Genomic DNA, 24,635 nt, shown 5'->3' with positions numbered 1-24,635 from the left:
TAACTATGGTTCAATAAGAAATAGATTGATTTAATTATACTTATTATCAGGCTATTTGATCTAAAAAGGGCATCATTCTCGATATAAAATCATGACGTTATAACATGGTAAGCCCACGGGAATAAACACGAACTATGGAAACGTTCAGTAAAAAAGAAAAAGAAAAGCAAAGACAAAAAAAGAGAAAAGATAAGCAGGAAAAGAGAGAGGACCGCAAAGCGAATGCCCAGAAAGGTCAACCTCTTGACCAGATGCTGGCATACGTGGACGAGAACGGCAATATTTCGTCTACTCCTCCCGATCCTAGAAGAAAGAGACAAATCAACGAAGAAGACATCCAGCTTGGCGTTGCAAAACAGGAACAAGAAGCTGCTCCAGACGTGATCCGCCAGGGAGTAGTTACGTTCTTTAACGCATCAAAGGGTTATGGCTTCATCAAAGACCTACAGTCTCAGGACAGTATTTTTGTGCACATAAATGCACTGATCGATCCCATCAACGAACAGGATAAGGTGAGTTTTTCAATTACCAGAACGCCAAAAGGCCCGAATGCAATTGATGTTAGAAAAGCCGTATAAGCTGACTAAGGCTAATTCTATTGCATGAGCTGTTTTTTTGGTTCTGTTAATAAGTACAAAGTTGGCATAGCTACCTAAAGAATGTGTCTTTAGGAGCCATTTTTTCTTATCACCCAAATCATGTCCAAACTTATTTATACATCCATTCCTCCTACTACAGACAACGCCTACTGGATGCTCAAATTCTCGGATGGCAAAACCAGTATTTATGTACCGCGTGATAAAGAACTTGACCGGCAATTAAAGATTAAGTTCCAGGCAGAAGTAGCTGCGCGAACCTCCGTAAGGCGAAAAAAAGACAATCGGTAGGTTGTCTTGCCAGCACGCTGAATGTAGGATAAGGTACACAGGAGAACTATGGATGTATCATTAGGGCTGACCGGGTAGTTCGGAGATTCGCTCTATTGCTACTCAAGTCCCTGTCAGATGTTGACTATAAAGCCCGCGTGATTTTGTTATGAATGCTCTACCTCCTCATTGCCAGAGCGTTCAGAGTATGTATGTATAGATAGAAGAAGCAGTCGTAATCTGGGCAATGCATTCGCTCAGATTGACGACCGTTTTTGTATGCACGCAATGCCAATTAGTTAAGGCTATATAAAAAGAAATAGGCCACCCCCGAAAGAGCAGCCCGCGAAAAGAAAAGTGTTATCAACCATTCTTACGTGAAAAGAGATTGTTCGGATTTCCTCAGAAAAAACTTTTTTTCTGAATGCTGCTCAAATTTAATCCTTAGGTATATCTTTTCTATGTAATTGATTGGTTATCAGTTGCTGGGTTTTTTATGGAGGGTGGTGATTTTTTTTACTTTTAGCAATTAGTTCGCTTTCGAAATCACGGATCACAATTGCCCGGATTTTGCCAGAACACATTTTGCCAACTTTACCGAGCTATTGGTTCAGTTAAATTTCTCCAGCAATCCTGCCATCATTTCCTCAAAATAGGCTCCGTTGTAAGGCCCAAACCAGTTCATGTCACGGATTTCGTAGGCTTGCCGATTGTAATAACGGTCGGGTGTAATGTAGCCAATGTAGCCGCCGTCGAAGCTGGTGACCATCAGGTGAAGTCCTTTTTTTGCTGCCAGCGGTTGAAGCTCGGCGGCTAACTCCCCGGAAAAGTCGCAGGGAGTACCGAGCAGTACGGTCTGGCCAATGCGCAGGGCTTTTAGATCGGATGGATAATCGCCATAAAGCGCATAAAACAACCACGGGCGAACCCGCCAGTTTCCGATCACCCGAGGGTTCGGCTCGCGTAGACCAAGCGGTAAGGTTAATATCGATAACGTACTGTCAGGATGGGTCTGAATCGTTGGCATCGTGCGTTCAAGGCGTACGGCCAGATCACCCGCATAATTGCGGATCTCCTGAAAATCGGTTTTTCCCCGTGGTTTGGGCGCTGTACTACCAACCGCTCCCGCCAGAAACAGGGCAAACGTAGCCGATTTTTTCTCTAATCGATCTACCAGTGAACCGGGGTAATCGCGACTGAGATAAGCACTGTTATCGCCGTCGAAAAGCGTTGGGTGACCCGCGAACGAGCAAAGCAGCGCCGACTCCCCGGACTTTTTCCGAAGCTCCAGCAGCCTGATTTTTCCATCGAGCAGGCCCGTGGGACCCGACGAACTAAGGCGGTTCGAAATAAGGTCAGTGGCATCAGTTTCGCCAAAGCCGATTTGAATAGGCGCCATGTTCGATTGGGCTTTGCGAATGGCCGCCAGAACGCCGTTGGTGATGATTGTCACAATTTTCTCATCATAGCTTCCGGCAATCAATTGACCAACCAGACGGGGTGCCCAGCCGCCAATACTGTTGTGCGAATGGATAGCACCCATATAGAGGTTTTCCCATTGAAGACCAACCTCTGGTAAGCGTTTTTTGAGCGCTTCCGTGACCGTTGGGGGCGTAATGACGAGATCCAGGGCTACTACGGCTACTTTCGTGCCGCCATTGTCGAGCATGATCGCCCGAACAAAAATCGAATCGCTGATAATCTTCCAGTGTTTTCCTAACCGTTCGCCATATCCGCCAGTAGGTGTCGTGTATGAGGGCGTAATGTTCACTTTGGCCCAGCCAGCACGAAGCGGCTGCCTGCCAGCAGGCGGAACCTGAAGCATGGCGAGCCGCTGTTTGGTTTGGGCGTAGTACGGCATCTCACGATACGGCGTTTCGTCTACAGGTGCCAGACTGATAGCCAGAAATAAAACAAGGAATACAAGCACTCCCAGCAGGACTCTAAAAACTATACGAAGAAATTTCATACCGGCTCTGCCACCGACACTGGTGAATTTCCCGCAAGCAACAAAAAAAGAGTCGGATGGGAAAGGAAAACAAGAAAGGCACCAGAGAAAACTCCGATGCCTTTCATCACCTTGCCGGTTTCCCGGCCTCCCTATACGTGGCCGCAATTGGGTTTAAGCCAAAAACGGCTTCACGATGGCTAGCACCGCATCTTTGGTGAGCGGTTCATCGAATGCTTCACGGATGGCATCGTCTGATTTGCCCGTCAGCGTTTTCAGATTAATCCCGGCCTGAGTGAACGAAGTCTGTGTGGTATCAGAAACCCAGCCTTTCATTCCCTGCATCCGGCGAATTTCTGATGCGTGCCGGGCTTCAACGGAGTGAATTTGAAGGGCTATCTGCAAAATATCTTTGTCATTGATCAGGGTTGCAGCCTGACCTTTATACGCCTGCACGCCTGTATCTTCAAAGGCACGGGCAGTGGCAAGAAAGGTCGTGTAATTCGTAAACGTACCGGCAGGGAACTTAAACGTCGGTTTGGCTACCGCTCCGGCTCCCAGCGCCGTTTTCAGCAGGTTTACGTGGGCCGTTTCGTGTTTGCTGATCTGGATGATAACTGTTTTGTCGGCAGCCGGAACAAGGCCAGCAGCAGCGAGGCCCGTTCTGTAAAATTCGTCTTCGAGGTATTCGAGCGTCAGCGCAAAATTCGCTACCTCAATAGCCGCTGCCGAAGGTGGAGTCGCAGTCTGAGCAAACGCCTGATTGAATGTGGTAGCCACAAGCGTAGGAATAGCTGCCGCTGCCAGGTTTGTACCATATTTAATCAGATTCCGACGCGAATAAAAGCTGTATCGCTCAGTCGCTTCGGGATCAAATTGCTCAATTTCAGAGATGATTTTAAATAAATTCATGGCGTTGTGTCAGGTTTAGGCGGTTGGAAGATTGGCACCGCTCAAGGGTGTTTGCACAAATTTTTGTGCGGTTGGTAATACATCCGCTGGTTTGGTTGCTGGATCAAGACCCGTTGTTGGTGCAACAATGTCGTCACCGGCAAAGTCGGCGGATTTTGGATTGAGCAGGTCGCGGATGGCCGCTGCATGACGGGCTTCTACTGACACAATTTTGCCCGCCAGTACCAGATAATTGGGATCTTTAATCAGGCGACCAGCACCATTGTAGGCCGATACTCCCAGATCTTCGAATGCTTTGGCAGTACCTAATACACTGGCGCGATCACCGAAGTTGATACCCGTAAAATTCGGCGTCAGGTCTGTGATGCGGTTCGCTACGGGAATGGCCGCTTTGAAAAACTCACGGTGAATGATCTCATGATCGCGAATGTCGGTCAACAGAGTTTTTTCTGCATCGGTGATGCCCGTGAAAGGAGTAGCGATTACCTGGGTGTAGAAGGCGGCTTCTAATTGCTCGAGCGCATAGGCGTAGTTGAGAATACCGATATCACCCATACCTAAATCGACCGATGAGGGGACTGTTGTTGGATTCTCTTCATCTTTACAGGAGGCTAAAACAGCACCTCCGGCTACCGCTGCCCCGGCGTAACGTAGAAATAACCGGCGTCCTACCATCACCGGCTCCAACTGACCCGGCAACATGGTCAAGCCCGAATCTTTCTGTTCTTTGCTCATACTGAGAAAAATTTATGTGTCGAAAAGACCGTGTTTTTCAAACGGTTCAGTAGACTTACGGCGATGGTTCCCAATTGGATTTCTTTACCTGTATAAACACGATTTTGCCCGCGCCAATAAAATTCGTTTACCTTGGATACCAGATCGGTAAGGTGTCGTAACAATTTCGACGCCAGGTAGATTACTTATCTGGATTATAAGACATATACCAATCGGGACTATGGATCAGCTGGAACAAAACAAGAGGAATGCTATTGGCTTCTACGATCTTATGTTTAATCAATGCAAGCCGGCAGAGGCCGTTGCGAAGTATGTTGGAGAGACATACATTCAGCATAATCCAATGGTTTCCGATGGCAAAGAGGGCTTTATTGCCTATTTTGAACAGATGAACAAGGCGTATCCTGGTAAACGAATGACCGTAAAGCGGGCTATTGCAGAGGGTAATTTAGTGGTACTCCACTGTTTTCAGCAATGGCCTACTGCCGATGGAACGGGCATCGAGGATTGGGCCGGAATCGACATTTTTCGTTTTGACGATGCCGGTAAAATTGTTGAACACTGGGATGTTCTACAGCTTGTGCCAGGCACGTCTGCAAACGCTAATACGATGTTTTAATGAAACAGATTTCCTTATTTTTCCTGTTGATTTACGGTTTTTCTGTGTCAGTTCTGGCCCAAAGAAACCTACGCCTTACGTCACCCAACGGTCGAATCGTTTTCTCGTTTGTGCTAACGAAAACCGCACCGACTTACCGGGTGATGTTTGAGGGTAAAACGCTTGTCGACGATTCGGAGTTGAGCCTGATATTTCAGGGAAACGATGTGTTTGGCCCAAATTTGAGTCAGGCAAAACCTGTGGTCCGGACAATTGATGAAACCTACGAACTGGTTGTTGGTAAGGTTAAAACGGCCCAGAATTATTGCCAGGAAGCGATTATTCCATTGAGCGAAAAGAGTGGAGCCAGACGCCGACTCGATCTTCTTGTGCGCCTATTCGATGATGGCGTGGCCTTTCGATATGAGTTTCCCAAACAGGCAAACTGGTCAGCCTACACGCTAACCGAAGAAAAATCGACGTTCCGGCTGGCGCAGAATCCGAACGTTATGGCCTTATTTCGAGCCAACTTTACGACGTCGCACGAGGGTTTATACACGACGCTTCCACTCCGTGAAATCAAGAACGACACGCTGATGGACATGCCAGCCCTGTTTGAGTTTCCTGACAAAAAATACCTGGCTATTACAGAAGCCGCACTCAGCGATTACGCGGGCATGTATCTGGTCAGGAAAAATGGATTGCTGACAAGCCAGCTTTCTCCATTGCCTAACCAGACAGAGGTAAAGGTAAAAGCGACGTTACCGCACCGGACACCCTGGCGGGTACTGCTCATCGGCGACCGGGTTGGAACGCTGATTGAGTCGAATATCCTGACTAGTCTGAACGAACCCTCCAGAATTAAGGATGTGTCGTGGCTGAAAGCGGGTAAAACGACGTTCCCGTGGTGGAACGGAACCATTGTGCCCGATACTAATTTCGCGCCCGGCAATAACTTCGAAACCAATAAATACTACATCGATTTCTGTGCCGATAACCACATCGATTTTCATTCGGTTGTTGAATACGGTGGTCATGAGTGGTACGTGAGCGACGGCTTTAACTACGTACCGGGACCAAATGCTGACCCGGCAAAAGCTCTGCCGGGGCTCGATATGCAGAAGATTTGCGACTACGCTAAAAGCCGGAGTGTCGGGATTCGGGTGTGGGTATACTGGTCGGCTCTATATCCGCGTATCGACTCCGTATTTGCTCAATATGAACGATGGGGTATTAAGGGCATGATGGTCGATTTTATGGATCGCGACGATCAGGAAATGGTGAATATTCAGGAGCGGATTCTGCAAAAAGCGGCCGAGCATAAACTGCACGTTCAGTTTCACGGTGCTTACAAACCAACGGGCATGCACCGGACCTATCCGAATGAACTGACGCGGGAGGGTACGCTCAACTACGAAGTGAACAAATGGGATACACTCGTCACGCCCGACCACGACATTAATTTCCCCTTCACGCGAATGCTGGCCGGAGCAACGGATATGCACCTGGGCGGGTTCCGGGCCGTACCAGCGGACCAGTTTCGGGTTCATTACATCCGACCCATGATGTTTGGCACCCGTTGTCACCACTTAGCTATGTATGTCGTGCTCGAAAGCTATCTGGGTATGGTAGCCGATTATCCGGATGCTTACAAAGGGCAACCAGGATTCGATTTTCTGCAACAGGTGCCAACCACCTGGGACGAAATCCGCGTTCTGGCCGCTGAAGTAAGTCAATATGTGTCTATTGCCCGACGAAGCGGGACCGATTGGTTTATCGGAAGCATTACCAACTCAACTGCTCGAACTATGACGGTTAACCTGGATTTCCTGCCTGAAGGAAATTATAGAGCTGATTTTTACGCTGATGCTCCCGACGTTGCCCAGAACCCAAACCACCTGACACAACAAAGTAGTATGGTTAGCCGCAAAGATGTACTGACCCTTAAATTAGCAGCGGGAGGTGGGCATGTGATGCGATTACGCAAGCAATAAAGTAAAGCAAGCCAGCAACTACGGAATCAAACAAAGGGCTGCTGTGACTGTTTTGATTACATAATTCGGGTTTTCGGTATTTTGATGTGAACCCGTGCCACGGTTTGGAACCGTGGCACGGGTTCACATCAAAGTACCGAAAACCTCCACTCAACGCAAAAGAGACCATGAATCGAATGTATTTAGAGACCTTACAGATAGGTATTGTTGCAGGAATGCGCAGTATGATGGCACCTGCTTTTATCAGCCATAAACTAGCGCATGACCAACCAGGAGGACTGGCCAACTCAAAACTCCATTTTCTGACTTCACCGACAACGGCTACCGTATTGAAATTACTGGCCGGGGGCGAACTGGTTGGGGATAAAGTGCCGAACGCACCCGACCGTATTGTGCCTCCCCAATTCATTGGCAGGGTGTTGTCTGGTGCTTTGTCGGGAGCTGCGTTTAGCGAGATCGAGGGCGAATCGGTAGCCTGTGGTGCTCTCATTGGCGGTTTGGGCGCAGTGATCGGTACGGTAGCGTTCTTTCATATCCGTCACTGGCTCACGCATGAGCAGGGCTTGCCCGACCCATTGGTTGCGCTGGCTGAAGATGCAATTGCGATTGGAACAAGCTGGCAACTGATGAAACCGGACCATTCCATTCATGAAGAAGCGTAGCTTATCGCCCTATTCCTAACAGAAAAGGCGCATCAGTGATGCGCCTTTTCTGTTAAAATCGTCTAAAAGTCTGCTCACCCTCTTATCTTTGCCCTCCCAAAACTACCTTCATCAACAGCTACTTTAAATGAATGATGGCTAATGTACAATGAATCCTGTGCATGAACCTGTTATTCATTCTCCATTCTCCATTATTCATTATTTTATGCAGGTTCTGAAATTTGGCGGTACGTCGGTTGGCACTGTCGAAAGTATCAAACAGGTTATCCAGATTATTGACAATCACCGCCAAAATGGCGATCAGATAACGGTTGTGTTTTCGGCAATGGGGGGTATAACAAACCAGCTCATTGAAATTGGCCGGATGGCTACCACCGGTGAAACCGATTACATGGAATTAGTTCGGCGAATTGAAGATCGACACTTCAATGTCATTAAAGCGCTGATTCCCGTAAAAGAACAGAGTAAAGTATTTGCCCATATTCGGGGCATTATCAATGAACTGGAAGATTTACTGCGGGGCGTGTCGCTCATCCGGGAACTGACGCTTCGTACCCATGATCTCATCACCAGTTTTGGCGAACGCTTATCCACAACGGTCATTACCGAATGTGTAAAAAGCCGTGGTATTCCAGCGCAGTTTTGCGATGCCCGTACGATTATTAAAACCAATGCACAATTTGGGCAGGCGGAGGTAAACTATAACCTTACGAATCAACTGATTCTTGAGCATTTCGCCAAAACGAATGACCGGGCCGGCGCTCCAGTGCAAATGGTAACGGGATTTATTGGCTCGACCGAAAAGAACGAAACAACAACCCTCGGCCGGGGTGGCTCCGACTACACCGCCAGTATCCTTGGAGCAGCCCTGAACGCCGACATCATCGACATCTGGACCGATGTCGATGGGATGATGACGGCCGATCCGAGGAAAGTGCCCAATGCATTCAATATTCCGACCATTACGTATGCCGAAGCGATGGAGCTGTCGCATTTTGGGGCGAAGGTAATTTATCCGCCCAGCCTGCAACCCGCTTTTGCCCGGAACATTCCAATTCGGGTACTGAACACCTTTAATCCAACGCACAGCGGCACGGTGGTTAGCCGTACTGCCGAACGGCGGCAATATACCATTACCGGCATTTCGAGTATCGACGACATCGCTCTGGTGAACGTGCAGGGGTCGGGTATGATCGGTGTTGCGGGTGTGTCGGCGAAGTTGTTTGGGGTGCTGGCAGCGCACAAAATCAGCGTGATTCTGATCTCACAGGCTTCATCCGAACACTCGATCTGTTTTGCAATCGATCCGCGCGGTGCCGAAAATGTGAAAACGATCCTCGACGATGAGTTTGCTACCGAAATTGCGCATGGCCATATCGACAATATCGTCATTGAGCGCGACCTATCGGTAATTGCTACCGTGGGTGAAGGCATGAAGAAAAGCTCTGGGATTGCCGGGAAACTGTTTTCGGTACTGGGTAAAAACGGGGTCAACATTGTGGCCGTTGCGCAGGGTTCGTCGGAGATTAATATTTCGGTCGTTATCAACAAAAATAACCTCTCGAAAGCCCTTAACTCCCTGCATAACATCTTCTTTCAGTCTGAAGCGCGGGTGCTGAACCTGTATCTGGTCGGTACGGGTCTGATCGGTAAAACCCTGCTGAAACAGATTTTCAATCAGTTCGAATTTTTGCGTACCGAAAAGCTCCTGAAGGTGTGTGTCGTGGGCATGACCAATACCAAGAAAATGCTCCTCGATCCCAAAGGCATTGCCCTCGATGAATGGCGAGAACGGCTATTGACCGAAGGGGTAACCACCTCGCTACCCGCTTTTGTGGAGAAAATTCAAGATTATAACCTACCTAACTCAGTGTTTATCGACTGCACGTCGGATAAGGATATCGTGCAGTTTTATGAGTCGTTGTTAGATGCCAACATTTCGGTCGTAACGCCCAACAAAGTGGCTAATTCCGGCCCGTATGCCGAATACCGACGATTACAGCGAACGGCCCTCAACCGGGGTGTCAAATTTCTCTATGAGACCAATGTTGGGGCCGGATTGCCGATCATCAATACCGTGCAGGGCCTGATGACAGCGGGCGACCGCTTCCTGAAAATTGAAGCCATTCTGTCCGGTACATTATCGTTCATTTTCAATACGTTCCGGCCCGGTATTTCATTTGCTGATGTAGTCCGGGAAGCCAAAGAAAAAGGCTATACCGAACCCGATCCCCGCGATGACCTGAGTGGCCTGGATGTAGCCCGAAAAATTCTCATTCTGGCCCGTGAGGCCGGTTTTCCGCTCGAGCCTGAGGACGTAACGATCACGAATCTGCTTCCACAGTCGTGTCTCGACGCGCCTACTATTCCCGCCTTTTTCGAGGAGTTGGAACGCAACAACGCTTACTTTGAGAACCTGCTTGTAGAAGCTGAATCAAAAAGCGAAAAACTCCGGTTTGTGGCTATTTTTGAGAATAACAAAGCAACCATTGGTCTGCGGCCAGTAGGAATTGATCACCCGTTCTATCAGTTAACCGGGGCCGATAATATTGTGTCGTTCACGACGGAACGCTACAAAGAGCGCCCGCTGGTAATAAAAGGCCCTGGTGCTGGTGCTGAAGTAACGGCTTCGGGAGTGTTTGCCGATGTGGTCAGTATCGGGAGTTATTTGGCGTAATTAGTCACACTGATAGATAAACGTCTGTTTGTTTTTCTTCGTCACCGGATCAGGAACGCTTGACTGATAGAGCAATGCGTTCTGGTCCTGACTCGTTAGCTTGTTATCGGTGTCAAACACGGGCGTGAAGGTCGATGATTCGCGGAGGTTCGACCGGCTGCCTGTAGCAGTCAGGTTATAAGCCTTCAGGGAGAGCGGGGTATTGATTTGCCAGAAGCGGCCTGGTCGCGTTTCAACAGTCTGACTCAGTGCCACAACCGTCAGCAAAGGCAGTTCAGCAAAACGTTTATAGGGCGAAGGCCTCGTATCGAATACATACTCCGTTTCCTGCTGAGTTGCAGATCCATCATTTAGTGTGAATTGGGCACGTTCGTTGGTCAGGTTTCCGTTGGTATCGTAACTGAAGGTATAGACCCGTTGCTTGGTCAGCGAATTGGTTGGTAACACCTGCCGGTTTTCCGTGATTTTAGTCATACGCCCCGATGTATTATACTCCATCGCAAACGTAGACATCACTTTCCCGCCCCGGCTGAACGTCGAACTTGCTGGCATTGTGGCTGATCCATAAGTCAGGGTAATAACATCCTGGCCATTTGTGGCCGATGTAATGCGGGAATCAGTAAAAGTTACGGTAAAGGTGGCATCCAGATTTTTTGATTTTTCGGCTATGGATACCAACGTCTCCTTGTTATAGGCGAAAGTTCGTTTTAGCTCATCAGTCAATTGGCCGGTGGATTCTACAAGCTGATCGCTTGTATTGCTCAGGCGGCAGGTAGCAATAACCGGGTTCTCCTCAGATTTACAGGCATTCACTCCTGCCAGCAAAGCTGCTACGATTAGAGAAATTAGTATAAATTTAGTTTTCATATGTAGCTGGATAAGCAATAGCAAATGTATAGTTCTACAATAGTCTTACCTAAGGTGTACGCTTAAAAAATTGTAGCTTCGCAACAGGTTATAGCGTTGTTTTGAGAGAACGACTTATTGCTATACTTTAGGACACCAAAAAAGAAGAAAATCGTTGTAGTCACGTGCTAACAGAAACTCATCAGCAACCACTTATCGAAAATATCCGCGCTATCGGTCATTCCGAAGCGGTTCGGCGTTTCTTTGGCTTGCTAAAGGAGTTAATCGATATTATTAACCTGCCCAATGGTGACGCGCGGCTGGCTTTTTCGCCGGGTCGACGCGAAAAGGGCGTTATTTCGGCCGATATCAACTTTTTTCAGGCGCTGCGTATCCAGAAACCGCGTAGGGGTGAGGTCGAATATCATCTGACGGTAAAGAAATCATGCCAGGATCGCCTGAAAAGCATCGAAGAACTCGTCTTTGAACCCATTACCGAAAAATCGGATTACCTGGGGGTTGTTGTAGGGCAGTCAAACGTTCATTTGCTGTATCAGCCAACACTCCGAACGTGTTGGGAAGATTGCCTGCTCGAACTCGTTGAGAGTACTAAACGAGGACCGCATTCGGCCCGGCATAATGCCGATGTGTACCGGGCGGCCGAAGATGAAGCATTTTTGAGCGATCTTATTCGGCTCGCCGATGATCCTACGCTCGGCGAACGGGGAATGAATGGTCATGCTGTGGAAGAACCCGAAGCCGGTTATGAAACCAGCCCGGATTTGCCCAATCGGCCGCATAACCTGATTTTGTTCGGGCCACCGGGTACGGGAAAAACCTTTGCCTTACAGCCGTATTTACAAAAAGAGAATTCGAGCCTGATCACCTTCCATCCATCCTATAGCTACGAGGAGTTCGTCGAGGGAATCCGGCCGGAAGTGATCAATGGGCAGATCAGTTACCGAATCCGCAGAGGTATTTTTCATAAAGCGTGCCTGTCGGCGATTCATCTGGCCGGTTACGCTACACTGGCCGATTGCCTGAACGATACACCCGAAAATCGAACCCGTCGGCTCCGGCAGGCTCCGGCCCATTATCTGCTTATCGATGAAGTGAACCGGGCCAATGTTGCCAGCGTATTCGGCGATTTGATCACGCTCCTCGAAGCCGACAAACGGCTTGGGGCCGAGAATGAATTATGGCTGACATTGCCCTACTCGCAGGAACGGTTTGGGGTGCCCCTTAATCTGTTTGTGGTTGGAACGATGAACACAACTGACCGTTCGATAGCCCTGCTGGACATTGCGTTGCGTCGACGGTTTGCCTTCCGGGAAATGACACCTGATCCAACGGTCCTGCGTATTGTAGATGGCGTCGATTTAGCACAATTACTTCGAACGATAAACGAACGGATTGAATACCTCCTTGATCGCGATCACCAGATCGGCCATGCGTATCTGACAACTGTAGCGACGCATAAAGATCTCTGCGATGCCTTTCGGGATCGAATTATTCCGCTGTTGCAGGAATATTTTTTCAACGATTGGGCAAAAATTCAACTGGTTCTGGGCGATAATCCAGCCTGGGGCAAAGATCCCGATCAGCGACTGGTCTGGGTGAAGAAGAAATACACGGCATCGACGGCTACAAAATTATTTGGTGAAATGCCCGATTCGGTCGATGAGGTCATTACCTACGAAATAAACCCCCATTTACAGCGGGGCGATTATGAACAGGTATCGGTCGATGCGTTCATTAAAATTTATCAGAAATAGTAACGCAGACGGGATATCTGCTTTAGTCGTTAGTTATAAAAAGCGGACTGGACGTTCGCATGATGTATGAAAGCACTCGTTTTAACCGAATACAATCAGTTCGATCTACAGGACGTGCCTAAGCCGACGGTTGGGCCCAATGAAGTATTGGTACGGGTTCAGGCGGTGGGCATCTGTGGTTCCGATGTTCACGGCATGGACGGTAGCAGTGGCCGACGCATTCCACCCATCGTTATGGGCCACGAAGCGTCGGGTATTATTGCCGAAGTAGGTGCCGATGTACACAATTGGGCGACTGGCGACCGTGTTACGTTTGATTCAACCGTATATGTCCTCGATGACTGGTATAGCCGTCGGGGTATATATAATCTCAGCGATGGCCGTGAAGTCGTTGGCGTGTCTACACCGGATTTTAAACGGCAGGGTGCTTTTGCTGAATATGTGGCTGTTCCACAGCATATTCTGTATGCCATTCCCGATAATGTGTCCTTCACGCAGGCCGCGCTGGTCGAACCCGTTGCGGTTGCGCTGCATGCGGTTAGCCTTACGCCAATTCAGGTTAATGATTCGGCCGTTGTTGTTGGGGCGGGCATGATCGGGCTGTTCGTTATTCAGGTGCTTAAACTGGCCGGTTGCGGCTCCATCATCGCTATTGATCTGGACGACGACCGATTGGCCCTGGCCAAAACACTGGGTGCTACGCATACGCTCAATGCCCGGAGTGGCGACATGGCCAACCAGGTTCAGGCACTCACCAATGGGCGCGGAGCCGATGTGTCTTTTGAGGTAGTAGGGGCTGGCCCAACCGTCAAAACAGCCATCGATTGTGTGCGGAAAGGAGCGACCGTAACGCTGGTCGGAAATCTGGCGCCAACAGTCGAAATTCCATTGCAGGCTGTGGTAACCCGGCAGTTGAGGTTGCAGGGCTCCTGTGCCATCAATGGGGAATATGAAGCCGCACTGGCCCTGATTTCATCGGGACGCATGAATGTCGAAGCTATTCTTAGTGCGGAGGTTCCTCTCGAAGAAGGGGCTGACTGGTTTCGGCGGCTCTATGATAAAGAAAAAGGGCTGATTAAAGTGGTTCTGAAGCCCTAATCACTGTTTCGGACACCACTCGATGATAGCCGGGTACAGATCAGCAACGGTTTGGCCCGGCTTTCGTGTTTTATATAATCACCGGATTTTTCGGTTAAACTCGTTGAAGCAATAGTTCGTGTTTCTGGCTTTGTTTGAGCTTATGCATCAATTAGTGAAAAACAAATCAGTAGATATGTGGCAATTGCATTCATTTAGATAGTATTGATGGAGCAGTTTCGCATGGTATGCAAAAGCCGTACTATTGAAAGTTAACAAATCGCTATTATGAATATCGCCATTATCGGCCCTGGTAAAGTGGCTCACCTTCATGCCAAAGCCGTTTTGCAAACGCCCGACACTAAATTGGTTGCTGTCTATGGGCGGACCTATCAAAAAGCAGAAGATTTTGCCAACCAATACGGCATCCGCGCCTACAGCGACATATACGATATGGTCGACCGTGAGAATGTCGATCTATGCCTGGTTTGTACCACACACCCAGCCCATCGCGAACCTACGGTGGCAGCTCTCAACGCGGGTTCACACGTATTGGTCGAAAAGCCGCTTGCGTCGTCGCTCGAGGATTGTGACGCAATGATCGAAGCCGCTAACCGCAATAACCGGTACCTTGGTGTTATCAGCCAGCGCCGTTTCTACGAACCCAGTGAGCGAATTCGCCGGGCTATTGACGAAGGGAAAATAGGAAAGCCGGTACTCGGAACGGTTCAGATGCTCGGCTGGCGAAGCGAAGCCTATTACCAAAGCGATGCCTGGCGAGGAACCTGGGCTGATGAAGGCGGAGGTGTTCTGGTCAATCAGGCGCCACACCAGTTGGATCTGCTTCTATGGTACATGGGCGAGATTGACGAAGTGTATGGAGTATGGCGCAACCTGAACCACCCATACATTGAAGTAGATGATACGGCCCTTGCCATCATCAAGTTTAAAAATGGTGGGCTGGGAAATATCATCGTGAGTAATTCGCAGAAGCCCGGCATTTTTGGGAAGGTTCACGTTCACGGTGAAAACGGCGCGTCGGTAGGTGTTCAGACCGACGGTGGCGCTTTGTTCATTGCCGGTATGTCGAGTATTACCGATCCACCCGTCAATGACCTCTGGACAGTGCCCGGCGAAGAGAATCAATTGGCGCAATTCATCGAAGAAGACACCGCTTTCTTTAACACCATCGACGCAACAGTTTATTACTTCGGGCTCCAGATTGCCGAATTCCGCGATGCCATTCGCGAGAATCGGCCCCCCTCGGTAACGGGAGAAGATGGCCGAAAGGTAGTTGCCCTCTTTCAGGCTATTTACGAATCGACACGCACGGGTTTGCCCGTGAAGATGTAAAAAAGAACGGGAAGCGGGAAAGGGTTATGCCCCTTCCCCGCTTCCCGTTTAGTCCCTTCGTACTACTTTTTCTTAAATTGCCGGATCAACTGGAGTCGCTGTATTATTGTTGCGTTCTGTCAGGGGATACGGGAAGAAGTTTCGATTTCGCTCGGCTCCGGCGGTGCCTGGCCCTGGCCGACTAAACCGGCGACTATCTTCGAGTCTGAAACCCTGAAAAGCCAGCTCAATTTGACGATTCCGATAAATCTCGGTCAGAATGGCGTCGGCGGTTTGGGCACCGGTATAGGCAGGTAATGCGGCACCAAGCCCGAATGCATCTGTCGCAGCCGTTTTGGTAAGGACTCTGTTCAACTGAGTCACCGCATTCGCCAAATCGCCTTTCCGGGCATACGCTTCCGCCTGAATCAGCAGCATCTCACCGGGTAAATAGACGGGAACAGCCGCATTGTTTGCCGTATAAAAAGCAGTGGCAATGACAGGGGCAACCGCCGGATTAGAACTGACTTTCGTTAAAAAAGCAATTCGTTTATCATTGGCATCAGGAGCTAATGCACCGGTCAGGCCGAGGCTTGCATTGGTAGGTTGAAACACGTTCAGATTACCAAAGGTGTATTCAAACAGCGGATTACGGGTATTATCGTCAAAGTTATAGATTGACTTTTTTGTTAAGTCAACTTTGGCCGCAGCAGCCAGTGCTTTGTCATAATCGCCTGAAAACAGCGCATAGCGGGCAATCAGGGCCTGAATGGTGTTAGTCAGGTCAATTCCCGTTACAACTTTACTCGTAAAGTCCGCCGAAACAGGCGCTGAAGCTACCTGCGTTGCGGCTGCTTCAAGGGTATTGATGGCTTCTTTAAACACCTGCGCCCTGGGAACGAAGGCCGCATTATTGCCCGTTGTAATCGGCGACTGTTCAAAAAACAACCCCAGTGTGCCAAGCGATAAGGCCCTGAAGATCGATGCATAGGCAACAATCCCGCTTTTTGTACCAGCGTCATTAACTACACTAATATTCGCCAGGATCAGTTCCGCGTTCGATCGTACTAAATGGCTCTGTGTCCAGAGGTTACGGACAACGCTATTGATGTTGTTAACGTTACTGGCACCCAGGGCGAGATTCGCTTCGTCGGCATTTCCAACGTTCAATACGAAATCTTCGCGGGTAGTCAGGCCACCACCGGCGGTGCTGGCATAAAGTACGCTCAACGCGCCACCGGTTGTATAGCGGTATTGCAGTCCGTTGCAAAGTGTCATCAGCCCATCGGGCGAACTGACTGCCTGCGACTGACTGATGGTGCTTGGGTTCAAATATTGCTGGTTGCAGGCAGCCTGCGTTAGAAGCAGACTAACCACAAGAATGGGTATGTGAAGTTTTTTCATGATTAAAATGTCGCAGACAGTTTAAGTTGATACGTACGTGGAATGGGGACGTTTCCGAAGTCGATGCCTCGTAGCAAATCGTTGTTGCCACCGGCATTCGTTTCGGGGTCGAAACCGGTGTATTTATCCCACGAATACAGATTACGGCCTACCACGGCCACAGTTAAGCGGCTAATCCCTTTAACCAGCGGAGGTAATGTATAGCTGATCGATACCTCACGTAGTTTGGTGTATGAACCCGGATCAACGCGAAATTCCTGCGTATTGTAAATGCCAAAAATGTAACCACGTTTTAGCGTACCCCGCAATTCCTGTTCGGCATATTCACCCAATCCTACACCCTGACGTGTCCGTTTATCGGCATTAAAGACGTCGACACCCTGAACGGCGTCCAGCAGAATATGCAGGTTCAGCTTTTTGTACGATAGATTCGTGCTGAACGAGCCAGTCCATTTTGGATTCGGATTTCCGATAATGACGTTGGCCGTTGGCTTACTTACGTCTACCGAACCGTCAGAATTACGAGCGGGTACGTAAGCAATAGCTCCATTCGCCTGTCCTGTAGCCCGTTCTGACTGCGGGAAGCCCGACGGCGAAAGTATGAATGAGCCATCTGTATTGCGTGCATAAGCACTTCCGTAGAAAACACCAACGGGCTGACCAACAATCAGGTTGACAGGTGTACCCGAGGCCGATGATGCATCGGGATTAATGATCGGCTGGCCACCCAGGTCCAGCACCTTGTTTCGGTTATGGTTGTAGATAACGGTAAAATCCCAGTTCAGGTCTTTCGTTTTGACGGGATTGACATCCAGAACGATCTCAAACCCTTTGTTTTCCATAGACCCTACGTTATTGACAATACTCGTTCCGCCCGTTGTGGGTGCCACAGTCCGGTTTACAACCAGGCTGCTGATTTTCTGACTATAGGCGGTTATTCCCAGGCCAATCCGACCACTTAGGAAAGCCAGATCAATTCCGCCTTCAAGTTCGGCCATACGCTCGGGTTGTACATCTGGGTTGGCTAATTGAGTGCCGGGCGTAATGGTATTCCTGCCAAGAAAACCAACTGGGCTAAACTGGTAGAAACGAGCGTAAGAACCAATGCCAGACAGGTTACCGGCTTCGCCATAGCTGGCCCTCAGCTTCAGGCTGTTGAAGGTATTGCTAAACGAAAGATTCTTCCAGAAATCAAGATCCGAGACGATGAATGAACCACTCACTTTTGGATAGTACTGATTTGTCTGGCTTGGCGAGAACTTCGATGACTGATCGCGACGGACAGCCCCGGTGATGAAGGCCAGATTCCGGAAACCTAAGGTAGCCTGAGCAAATAACCCGCTCAAACTGTACCGATCCAGGTCATAACGAACCTGATAGGTTGTGTTGCTGGCACCACTTACTGTTTCGATGAAGGGAGTCAGGTTTTGGCCACTGTTGATCGAATAATCCGATTGAAAATACTGGTAGCTATACCCAATAGCCGCGTTCAGTTTGAATTTATCGCTGAATTGCCGCTCATACTGTGCGTTCAGATCGTTGTTGAATTGCAGCACCTGATTGGTAGCAGTAGCCGCAAAACCAAGCGGATAGCGAGCGGCCGGAAGACCGGCAATGGCCTGATACGGATACGGACGAATATAGTTTTTACCGAACTGCGAATAGACATCTACACCCGCAATATAATCGACAGTAAGGCCTTTAAGCGGTGTCAGATTCAACTGAAAGCTATTGATCGTGCGGCTCACTGATTGCGAAAACTTCATATCTTCGATAGTCGACAGTGGGTTCACGCGGGTTGGTTCAACGGCCTGCAAATTTCCGGCAGCATCACGCTTGGTGATGTCGTAGATGTTGTTGGTGATGTTGACCGAGTTAATCGGGCTATAGAACACGTTACCATTGGCTTTCTCATTAGAAAGGCTGTTGGCATAACTTAATCCTACCGACAGTTTAGCCCAGTTCGTTAACCGCTGATCAACACGGGCGCGGAGGTTATAGCGGGTGAAATCAGTACCTTTAATGATTCCCTCGTTTTTCAGATAACCAAGCGATACGTAGAACTGAGTGTTATCGCGACCACCCGAAACAGATAGATTATTATCCGTGCCGTAACCCGTCCGGAAAATCTGATCGAAATAATTGTAGCGTTGTACATCGACCAGATTGGTGGCTAGTGAGGTGTAAGCACCATCGCGGTAAATATCCGTTATGGTTGTACCGGGGTTGGATGCAACCTGAGCCGCCGTAATTCCACCGATGGGATAGAGCCGGAGCGCAGCAAAACCAAACTGCTTTCCATAGGTATTGACAGGTACACCTTTTCGAAGTTCGTTAATGGTAAACGATGTCGAGAACGTTACCTGCGCTTTACCGCTCTGCCCGCGTTTCGTGGTAATAATCACAACACCATTGGCCGCTCGTGAACCATACTGAGCAGCCGCAGCCGCACCATTGATCACGTTCAGTGTAGCAATATCGTCGGGGTTAATATCCGACAGGCGATTCTGCCCAACGTTTGCATTTCCTGCATCGTTTGATAGGGCAATTTGCGACACATTGGTACTGGCATTACTCACAATAACACCATCGACAACGTAGAGCGGGTCAGACGAGCCAACCAGCGACTTAATCCCGCGTAGCCGGATGCTGATACCGCCGGCCGGGTCGCCGGAGTTCTGCGTAATCTGTGCGCCCGGCACTTTCCCCTGCAATGAGTTGATCAGATTAGCCGAACCACTCTGTTGCAGGTCTGATCCTTTGATTGTGCTGATCGCATTCCCCAGTTCACGTTTGGGGGCCGATAAGGTTGAGCCAGTCACCACAACCTCATCCAGGTTGGTAGTGGCCGCAGCTAACTCTGCATCGGCCGTAACTTGTTCAGCGTTACCGAGTGAGATTGGTTTTCGTAGCGTTTCGTAGCCGATGGCCGAGAAAGCGATTGTTACCGGCCCTGGTTTGAGTGTTACAGTAAGCGTGAAATCGCCGTCGGCATCGGTCGTTGTACCGAGCGTTGTGCCAACAATAGCGACGGTTGTTCCAGGAAGTGGCTGTTTCTCTGGATCCGTGACATGGCCTTTAATCGTGTAACGTGTGTTCTGCGCAAAAGCATTCGCGCATAGTAACAGGGTAAGCCATAGCATCCAAACTTTCTGGAAGCTATAGCCAACGGGTGAGTACCTGTTAGTCATAGGTAAGTAGTAGTTAGTTAATACAATTAAAAAGATTTGCCAAAGTGCGAAATATACTTATAAATTATTTTGCTCAATTACCGCTCATCCAAATTATAGCAAAAGCCGCTCAGTGTGTTCTATGTCCGCTTTTTAATACAGTTAATTCCTGTCAAAACGCTACCTTAAGACTTACCTGTAAGCAAGTGCGAACTGCTTTACGAAAACCATTTTTCAGTAGCTTTGGTGTTTTCAATTAAGTCAACAGACGCATGATCACTCGTACCAAAGCCAGCTGGCTCTTCTGCATGGCTGTCTTACTGAATTGGACCCTAGCAGCTCAAACGGCCAATTCACAAACCAAACAGCGGTATGCTGGGCTTCAGCAGGCGCTCCAGGCAACCGGGCAGCTTACTGGGTCGAACGGCCCGCGCAGTGTGAACTGGATCGAAGGGGGCAATAAGTTCTCGTTCATCGACGGACAAAGTGTTATCAAAACCCTGTCGCCAAAAGATCAGAAGGAGGAGGTCGTTTTCGATGGTAGCCAGCTTAAATTCCCTGAAACCGACAAGCCTTTTACCTACGGCTCATTCCAATGGTCGAAAGACTCGAAAAATATCCTGTTTCAGACCAATTTTCGGCCCGTATACCGGCGGTCGGGCGTGTCGGATTACTACGTCTATGCAGTGGCCGACAAGAGCCTGAAACTTGTCGCGAAAGATGCACAAACGGCCGAGCTGGCACCTGATGGCCAGAAAGTAGGCTATGAGCGGGGTGGCAATCTGTTTGTGTTTGACTTTGTTACCCAGAAAGAAACGCAGCTGACGGATGATGCTAAACCAGCGTTCTATAACGGTCGTTTTGGGTGGGCCTACGAAGAAGAGTTTGGCCTGGCGCAGGCATGGGAATGGTCGCCCGATAGCAAATTTATTGCTTTCTGGCAATCGGATGAACGCGAAGTGCCAATCTATAAGCTGACTGATTATAAGGGCTTTGACGAGAAATTCGATTCATTGCCTTATCCGCGCGTGGGCGATAAAAATCCGACGGTTCGCATCGGTGTCATTGAGATTGCCAATAAAACAAAGCAATGGATGAAGGTCGATTTGGGCGACGGATACATTCCACGCATCTATTGGACTAACCTGGAAGGCCAGCTCGCCGTTCTGCATCTGAACCGTAAGCAAAACCACATGCAGCTGTTCATGACAAACGCCCGTACCGGCGAGGCTAAACCGATTCTGGAAGAAAAATCAACGACCTGGATCGATGTTTTTGACTTCTTTGCGGGCATCAACCATTTACTGTATTTCCCGGCGGGTGTTCAGGAGTTTTATTGGGTATCGGACCGCGATGGATTTTCGCACCTCTACCGGTATGATTATACGGGTAAACTACTCAATGCTGTTACCAGCGGAAAATGGGGGGTAACCTACCTTCACCATATTGACCCGAAAGCGAAAAAGGTCTATTTCACGTCAACGGAAGTGTCGCCACTGGAACGGCACCTGTTTGTTGCCGATCTGGACGGTAAAAATAAACGTCGCCTAACAACAGTTGCGGGGCGTCATACCGTCAATTTCTCGCCCAATGGTCAGTATTATATCGATCGATATTCGAACGTACAGACACCAACGCAGGTTGAACTACGCGACACGAAAGGCCAGCTTATCAAAGCACTGGAGACCAATAAAAAGGTAGCTGATTACGTGGCCAGTCATGTCTATGCGCCCAAAGAGCTGACTACATTTACCACTTCTGATGGTCAGGCAATCGATATTTCGATCATCAAACCGCTTGATTTTGATGCGACTAAAAAATATCCGGTCGTCGTGGACATTTACGGTGGACCGGGCGCCCAGTCGGTTTATAATGATTTTGCCACAACGGGCTGGCATCAGTGGCTGGCTCAGACGGGTTATATCGTAGTAAGCGTCAATAATCGGGGGAGCGGAGGCTACGGTCGTGATTTTGAGAAGGTTGTCTATGAAAAGTTAGGTAAATATGAAAGTCTGGATTTCGCCGAAACCGCAGCCTGGCTTGCCCGGCAATCGTGGGTTGACGGTAGCCGACTGGCCATTCGGGGGCATAGCTATGGTGGCTATACCAGCAGCTACACCATGCTCACCCACCCCGGCGTATTCAAGGTTGCGCTCGTAGGAGCCCCCGTTACCGACTGGCGGCTTTATGACTCCATTTATACGGAACGTTATATGGGTGTACTGCCGGAAAATGACGACAAGTATAAAGTTAGTGCGGTGTCTACCTACGCCAAAAACCTGGCCGGAAAGATGTTCATCGCTCACTCGACTATGGACGAGAACGTACATGTGCGCAACACATTCCAGCTCATGAATGCACTCGAAGACGCAGGAAAGGATGCCGACCTGCGCATATACCCGCCTGGTGCACACGGTGTGGCCTACAGTTCGGGCACGCAGCTGCTGCTTTATCAGCAATACACAACCTATCTGGAAACCAATCTGAAAGGCGCTGGGATCAATTAGTTTGTCATTTAATTTGTTTTTTGGGATTATAGAATACTTAAAGTTACTGATTATTGTAATTTGAGTATATTTGCCAATCCCAACTAGCGTTTGAATACGTACATACACTTGTGCCGCGATTCCTGCAGATAACTTTGCTATGTTTCCTGTTGATAAAAACTGTCGGTGGATTGGCCCAATCGGTGTCATTTGTCGACAGTTTGTCTACCGGCAGTTACTTTCAGGTAGCGTGGGACAATGACGCATTTCAACTCCGGACTAAAAACACGTCTGACCGGTATTACACCAACGGCATTCACTTAAAACTACTCAGCAACGGTTTTCAAAAATGGCCGACTCAGTATGCCTTACTGAAATTAACGTCCAAACCGGATCGCCGATACGACTACCAGTATGATTTTGGAGTAGGTCAGGAAATTTATACCCCCCGTAATTTAGCGGTTCGTGACCGACCTCTTTATCCGAATGATCGTCCCTATGCGGGTTATCTCTATCTGTCGTGGGGGCTGGTTACGAGCGATGCCGTAAGTGGTCGTAAGCTAACGTCAAAGCTCATTGTAGGTGTTATAGGTCCACTGAGCGGAGCCGCTGAAGTACAAAAGGGATTTCATCTGGCCGAGAATTTTAAGGAGCCGCAGGGATGGGGCACACAGATGCAGAACGATCCGGCAATTAGCTATTTCGTTGGTTACGAAGCCCGGCTTGTTCCGCAGGTTACGCCCGTGTTCGACCTTATCGGCCGGGTGGATGCGAACATTGGTATGCTCAGTAATTACGCCAGTATGGGCACCTTGATACGCATAGGACTGTTCAATGACTACTTCCAGAACGCTAATGGGTTATATGACCCTCCTGCGGGCCGTTCACGGCGACGGGTGCAATTCTATGCAACTCTGGGAACATCATTTCGGGCGGTACTCGATAACTCACTGCTTCAGGGAGGCTGGTTTAATGGGGTACATAATTACTATGCGCTCCCGGCCGTTGAACTGAAACACTTTCTGGGCCAGATTGACTTTGGGGGTGTTATTGCCTATAAAAATACACAGCTTTCATTCACACAGTCGCTGCGGACCAGCGAATTTAAAAATGCTTTGGATCACCAATGGGGCCGGTTAAATTTGCTGTTTCGTTGTGGCAGATGATAAGCCAGTCAGCGCCGGTATGTTGTTCCTTTTAGACCGTTTAGTGTTAACCAAACGTTGACTGGTTCAGTAGGGTAATTGAACTTACCTGAGATGCCCAGTTTTGCTGACCTATGGAAATACTCGTAACAGCTGCTATAATTGGTTATATCATTTATCTGCGCTACTACGCTGACCTTCGAAACGAATCCGAGAAAGAACTCGAAGTCGTGCAGGTTGGAGTCAGGTTGTATACGAATGGGCAGTTCAGCGATGCACTTGAGTACTTTACCCGGCATATCAAGACTGAACCTAAGTCAAGTATCGCCTATCTGTATTTAGCCCGCTGTTATCGTGCTTTAGGAAATGTGCCCGCTGCTGTAAATGCCTTAAAGACAGGCGAAAGCTACGACGACACGGTGGCTGAACTGCACCTGGAAATGGGGCAGATTCTGTATGATCAGCGCGACTATAAAACGGCATTCCTGGAGTTTGACAAAGCGGTCTTTCATTCAAAAGGTGAACTGGCAGCTCCCTACCAATGGCGTGGGCTGACTCGTCAGCAACTCCGGCAAAGCGATGAAGCACAGCATGATCTGGAACGTGCAGCCACGATCCGAAAAGCCGCCGAGACGACAAAATCTTCGGCTAGTTCGTTACAAAGAGCGTTTTTTGACCGCAAATTTTTGAGCCATGTCATACTTATTTTAGTCAACAGTGCAATCCTATTAGTAGTGATCAAAAAAGCGACGGTTGTTCACCTGCCTTATTTGCTGGCAGCCGTTGCAGCTGCTACCATTGGCTTTCTCGAACCAAAGAAAGGTTGGTTGCTGGCCATCGTACAGGCGTTGACGCTTTGGATCAGCTATATGTTCTTCACTACTAAGTACTCAGACGGAATTAATTATAGAATGATTTTGAGTAAATCGGATAGTGTACTTGGTGCCAAATTCAGCCAGGATAGCCTTGACGGCCTGAGTCAGCGACTCATAACTGGTGTAAGCTGCT

General features: G+C 48.9%; 18 protein-coding genes. 12 read left to right on the top strand and 6 right to left on the bottom strand.

Features of this window, described 5'->3' with window-relative positions:
• Window positions 1-134: 134 nt before the first annotated feature.
• The gene (locus GJR95_RS06035) at window positions 135-578 is read left to right on the top strand and encodes a cold-shock protein (protein ID WP_162385017.1); all 444 of its coding nucleotides are present in this window, start codon (window positions 135-137) and stop codon (window positions 576-578) included.
• A 120-nt stretch (window positions 579-698) separates the two neighbouring features.
• On the top strand, window positions 699-887 hold the full coding sequence (locus GJR95_RS06030; protein ID WP_162385016.1) for a hypothetical protein: 189 nt from the start codon (window positions 699-701) through the stop codon (window positions 885-887).
• A 589-nt stretch (window positions 888-1,476) separates the two neighbouring features.
• Here the strand turns inward: GJR95_RS06030 and GJR95_RS06025 are convergent.
• The 3 genes from GJR95_RS06025 to GJR95_RS06015 form a co-directional block, all read right to left on the bottom strand.
• Window positions 1,477-2,796 carry a neutral/alkaline non-lysosomal ceramidase N-terminal domain-containing protein gene (locus GJR95_RS06025; protein WP_317167048.1) on the bottom strand — a complete coding sequence of 440 codons (1,320 nt, stop codon included), beginning with the start codon at window positions 2,794-2,796 and terminating at the stop codon, window positions 1,477-1,479.
• 192 nt (window positions 2,797-2,988) lie between these two features.
• Window positions 2,989-3,726, bottom strand: coding sequence for a ferritin-like domain-containing protein (locus tag GJR95_RS06020; protein ID WP_162385014.1), 738 nt, complete (start codon window positions 3,724-3,726; stop codon window positions 2,989-2,991).
• 15 nt (window positions 3,727-3,741) lie between these two features.
• Entirely contained in the window at window positions 3,742-4,461 is a 720-nt protein-coding gene (locus tag GJR95_RS06015) for a ferritin-like domain-containing protein (protein ID WP_162385013.1), read from the bottom strand.
• Between the two features lie 220 nt (window positions 4,462-4,681).
• Between GJR95_RS06015 and GJR95_RS06010 the strand changes: the two genes are divergently transcribed.
• From GJR95_RS06010 to thrA, 4 genes are all read left to right on the top strand, one after another.
• Window positions 4,682-5,080 carry a nuclear transport factor 2 family protein gene (locus GJR95_RS06010; RefSeq protein ID WP_162385012.1) on the top strand — a complete coding sequence of 133 codons (399 nt, stop codon included), beginning with the start codon at window positions 4,682-4,684 and terminating at the stop codon, window positions 5,078-5,080.
• On the top strand, window positions 5,080-7,053 hold the full coding sequence (locus GJR95_RS06005) for a glycoside hydrolase family 97 protein (protein ID WP_162385011.1): 1,974 nt from the start codon (window positions 5,080-5,082) through the stop codon (window positions 7,051-7,053). Before GJR95_RS06010 ends, GJR95_RS06005 begins: the two co-directional genes overlap by 1 nt.
• A 167-nt stretch (window positions 7,054-7,220) precedes the next feature.
• Window positions 7,221-7,715: a DUF4126 family protein gene (locus tag GJR95_RS06000; protein WP_162385010.1), complete on the top strand. Its 495-nt coding sequence runs from the start codon at window positions 7,221-7,223 to the stop codon at window positions 7,713-7,715.
• 205 nt (window positions 7,716-7,920) lie between these two features.
• Window positions 7,921-10,392 carry a bifunctional aspartate kinase/homoserine dehydrogenase I gene (gene thrA / locus GJR95_RS05995; protein ID WP_162385009.1) on the top strand — a complete coding sequence of 824 codons (2,472 nt, stop codon included), beginning with the start codon at window positions 7,921-7,923 and terminating at the stop codon, window positions 10,390-10,392.
• On the opposite strand, the gene GJR95_RS05990 is transcribed toward thrA, so the two are convergent.
• On the bottom strand, window positions 10,393-11,259 hold the full coding sequence (locus GJR95_RS05990; RefSeq protein ID WP_162385008.1) for a hypothetical protein: 867 nt from the start codon (window positions 11,257-11,259) through the stop codon (window positions 10,393-10,395).
• Between the two features lie 164 nt (window positions 11,260-11,423).
• Between GJR95_RS05990 and GJR95_RS05985 the strand changes: the two genes are divergently transcribed.
• The 3 genes from GJR95_RS05985 to GJR95_RS05975 all read left to right on the top strand — a co-directional run bounded on the left by GJR95_RS05985 (window position 11,424) and on the right by GJR95_RS05975 (window position 15,443).
• Window positions 11,424-13,013: an McrB family protein gene (locus GJR95_RS05985; RefSeq protein WP_162385007.1), complete on the top strand. Its 1,590-nt coding sequence runs from the start codon at window positions 11,424-11,426 to the stop codon at window positions 13,011-13,013.
• Between the two features lie 66 nt (window positions 13,014-13,079).
• Window positions 13,080-14,111 (top strand): galactitol-1-phosphate 5-dehydrogenase, encoded by a 1,032-nt coding sequence (locus tag GJR95_RS05980; RefSeq protein ID WP_162385006.1) that lies wholly within the window; start codon window positions 13,080-13,082, stop codon window positions 14,109-14,111.
• Between the two features lie 267 nt (window positions 14,112-14,378).
• Window positions 14,379-15,443: a Gfo/Idh/MocA family protein gene (locus GJR95_RS05975; RefSeq protein WP_162385005.1), complete on the top strand. Its 1,065-nt coding sequence runs from the start codon at window positions 14,379-14,381 to the stop codon at window positions 15,441-15,443.
• Between the two features lie 72 nt (window positions 15,444-15,515).
• Here the strand turns inward: GJR95_RS05975 and GJR95_RS05970 are convergent, their stop codons facing one another.
• Both GJR95_RS05970 and GJR95_RS05965 read right to left on the bottom strand, forming a co-directional pair.
• Window positions 15,516-16,826 (bottom strand): RagB/SusD family nutrient uptake outer membrane protein, encoded by a 1,311-nt coding sequence (locus GJR95_RS05970; RefSeq protein WP_162385004.1) that lies wholly within the window; start codon window positions 16,824-16,826, stop codon window positions 15,516-15,518.
• A gap of 2 nt (window positions 16,827-16,828) precedes the next feature.
• Window positions 16,829-19,969, bottom strand: a complete 3,141-nt coding sequence (locus GJR95_RS05965; RefSeq protein WP_162391598.1) for a SusC/RagA family TonB-linked outer membrane protein — start codon at window positions 19,967-19,969, stop codon at window positions 16,829-16,831.
• 335 nt (window positions 19,970-20,304) lie between these two features.
• Between GJR95_RS05965 and GJR95_RS05960 the strand changes: the two genes are divergently transcribed.
• The 3 genes from GJR95_RS05960 to GJR95_RS05950 all read left to right on the top strand — a co-directional run.
• Window positions 20,305-22,503, top strand: coding sequence for a S9 family peptidase (locus GJR95_RS05960; RefSeq protein ID WP_162391597.1), 2,199 nt, complete (start codon window positions 20,305-20,307; stop codon window positions 22,501-22,503).
• Between the two features lie 149 nt (window positions 22,504-22,652).
• A complete protein-coding gene (locus GJR95_RS05955; RefSeq protein ID WP_162385003.1) occupies window positions 22,653-23,648 on the top strand; it encodes a lipid A deacylase LpxR family protein in 996 nt (331 codons plus the stop codon).
• A gap of 113 nt (window positions 23,649-23,761) precedes the next feature.
• Window positions 23,762-24,635: tetratricopeptide repeat protein (locus GJR95_RS05950; protein WP_198424812.1), on the top strand; the 874-nt coding region annotated here is incomplete at its 3' end.

Source organism: Spirosoma endbachense (assembly GCF_010233585.1).
In the GTDB taxonomy this organism is placed as follows: Bacteria; Bacteroidota; Bacteroidia; order Cytophagales; family Spirosomataceae; genus Spirosoma; species Spirosoma endbachense.
The sequence above is the reverse complement of the archived record's forward strand: the minus strand, read 5'-3'. Positions and strand labels throughout refer to the sequence as shown.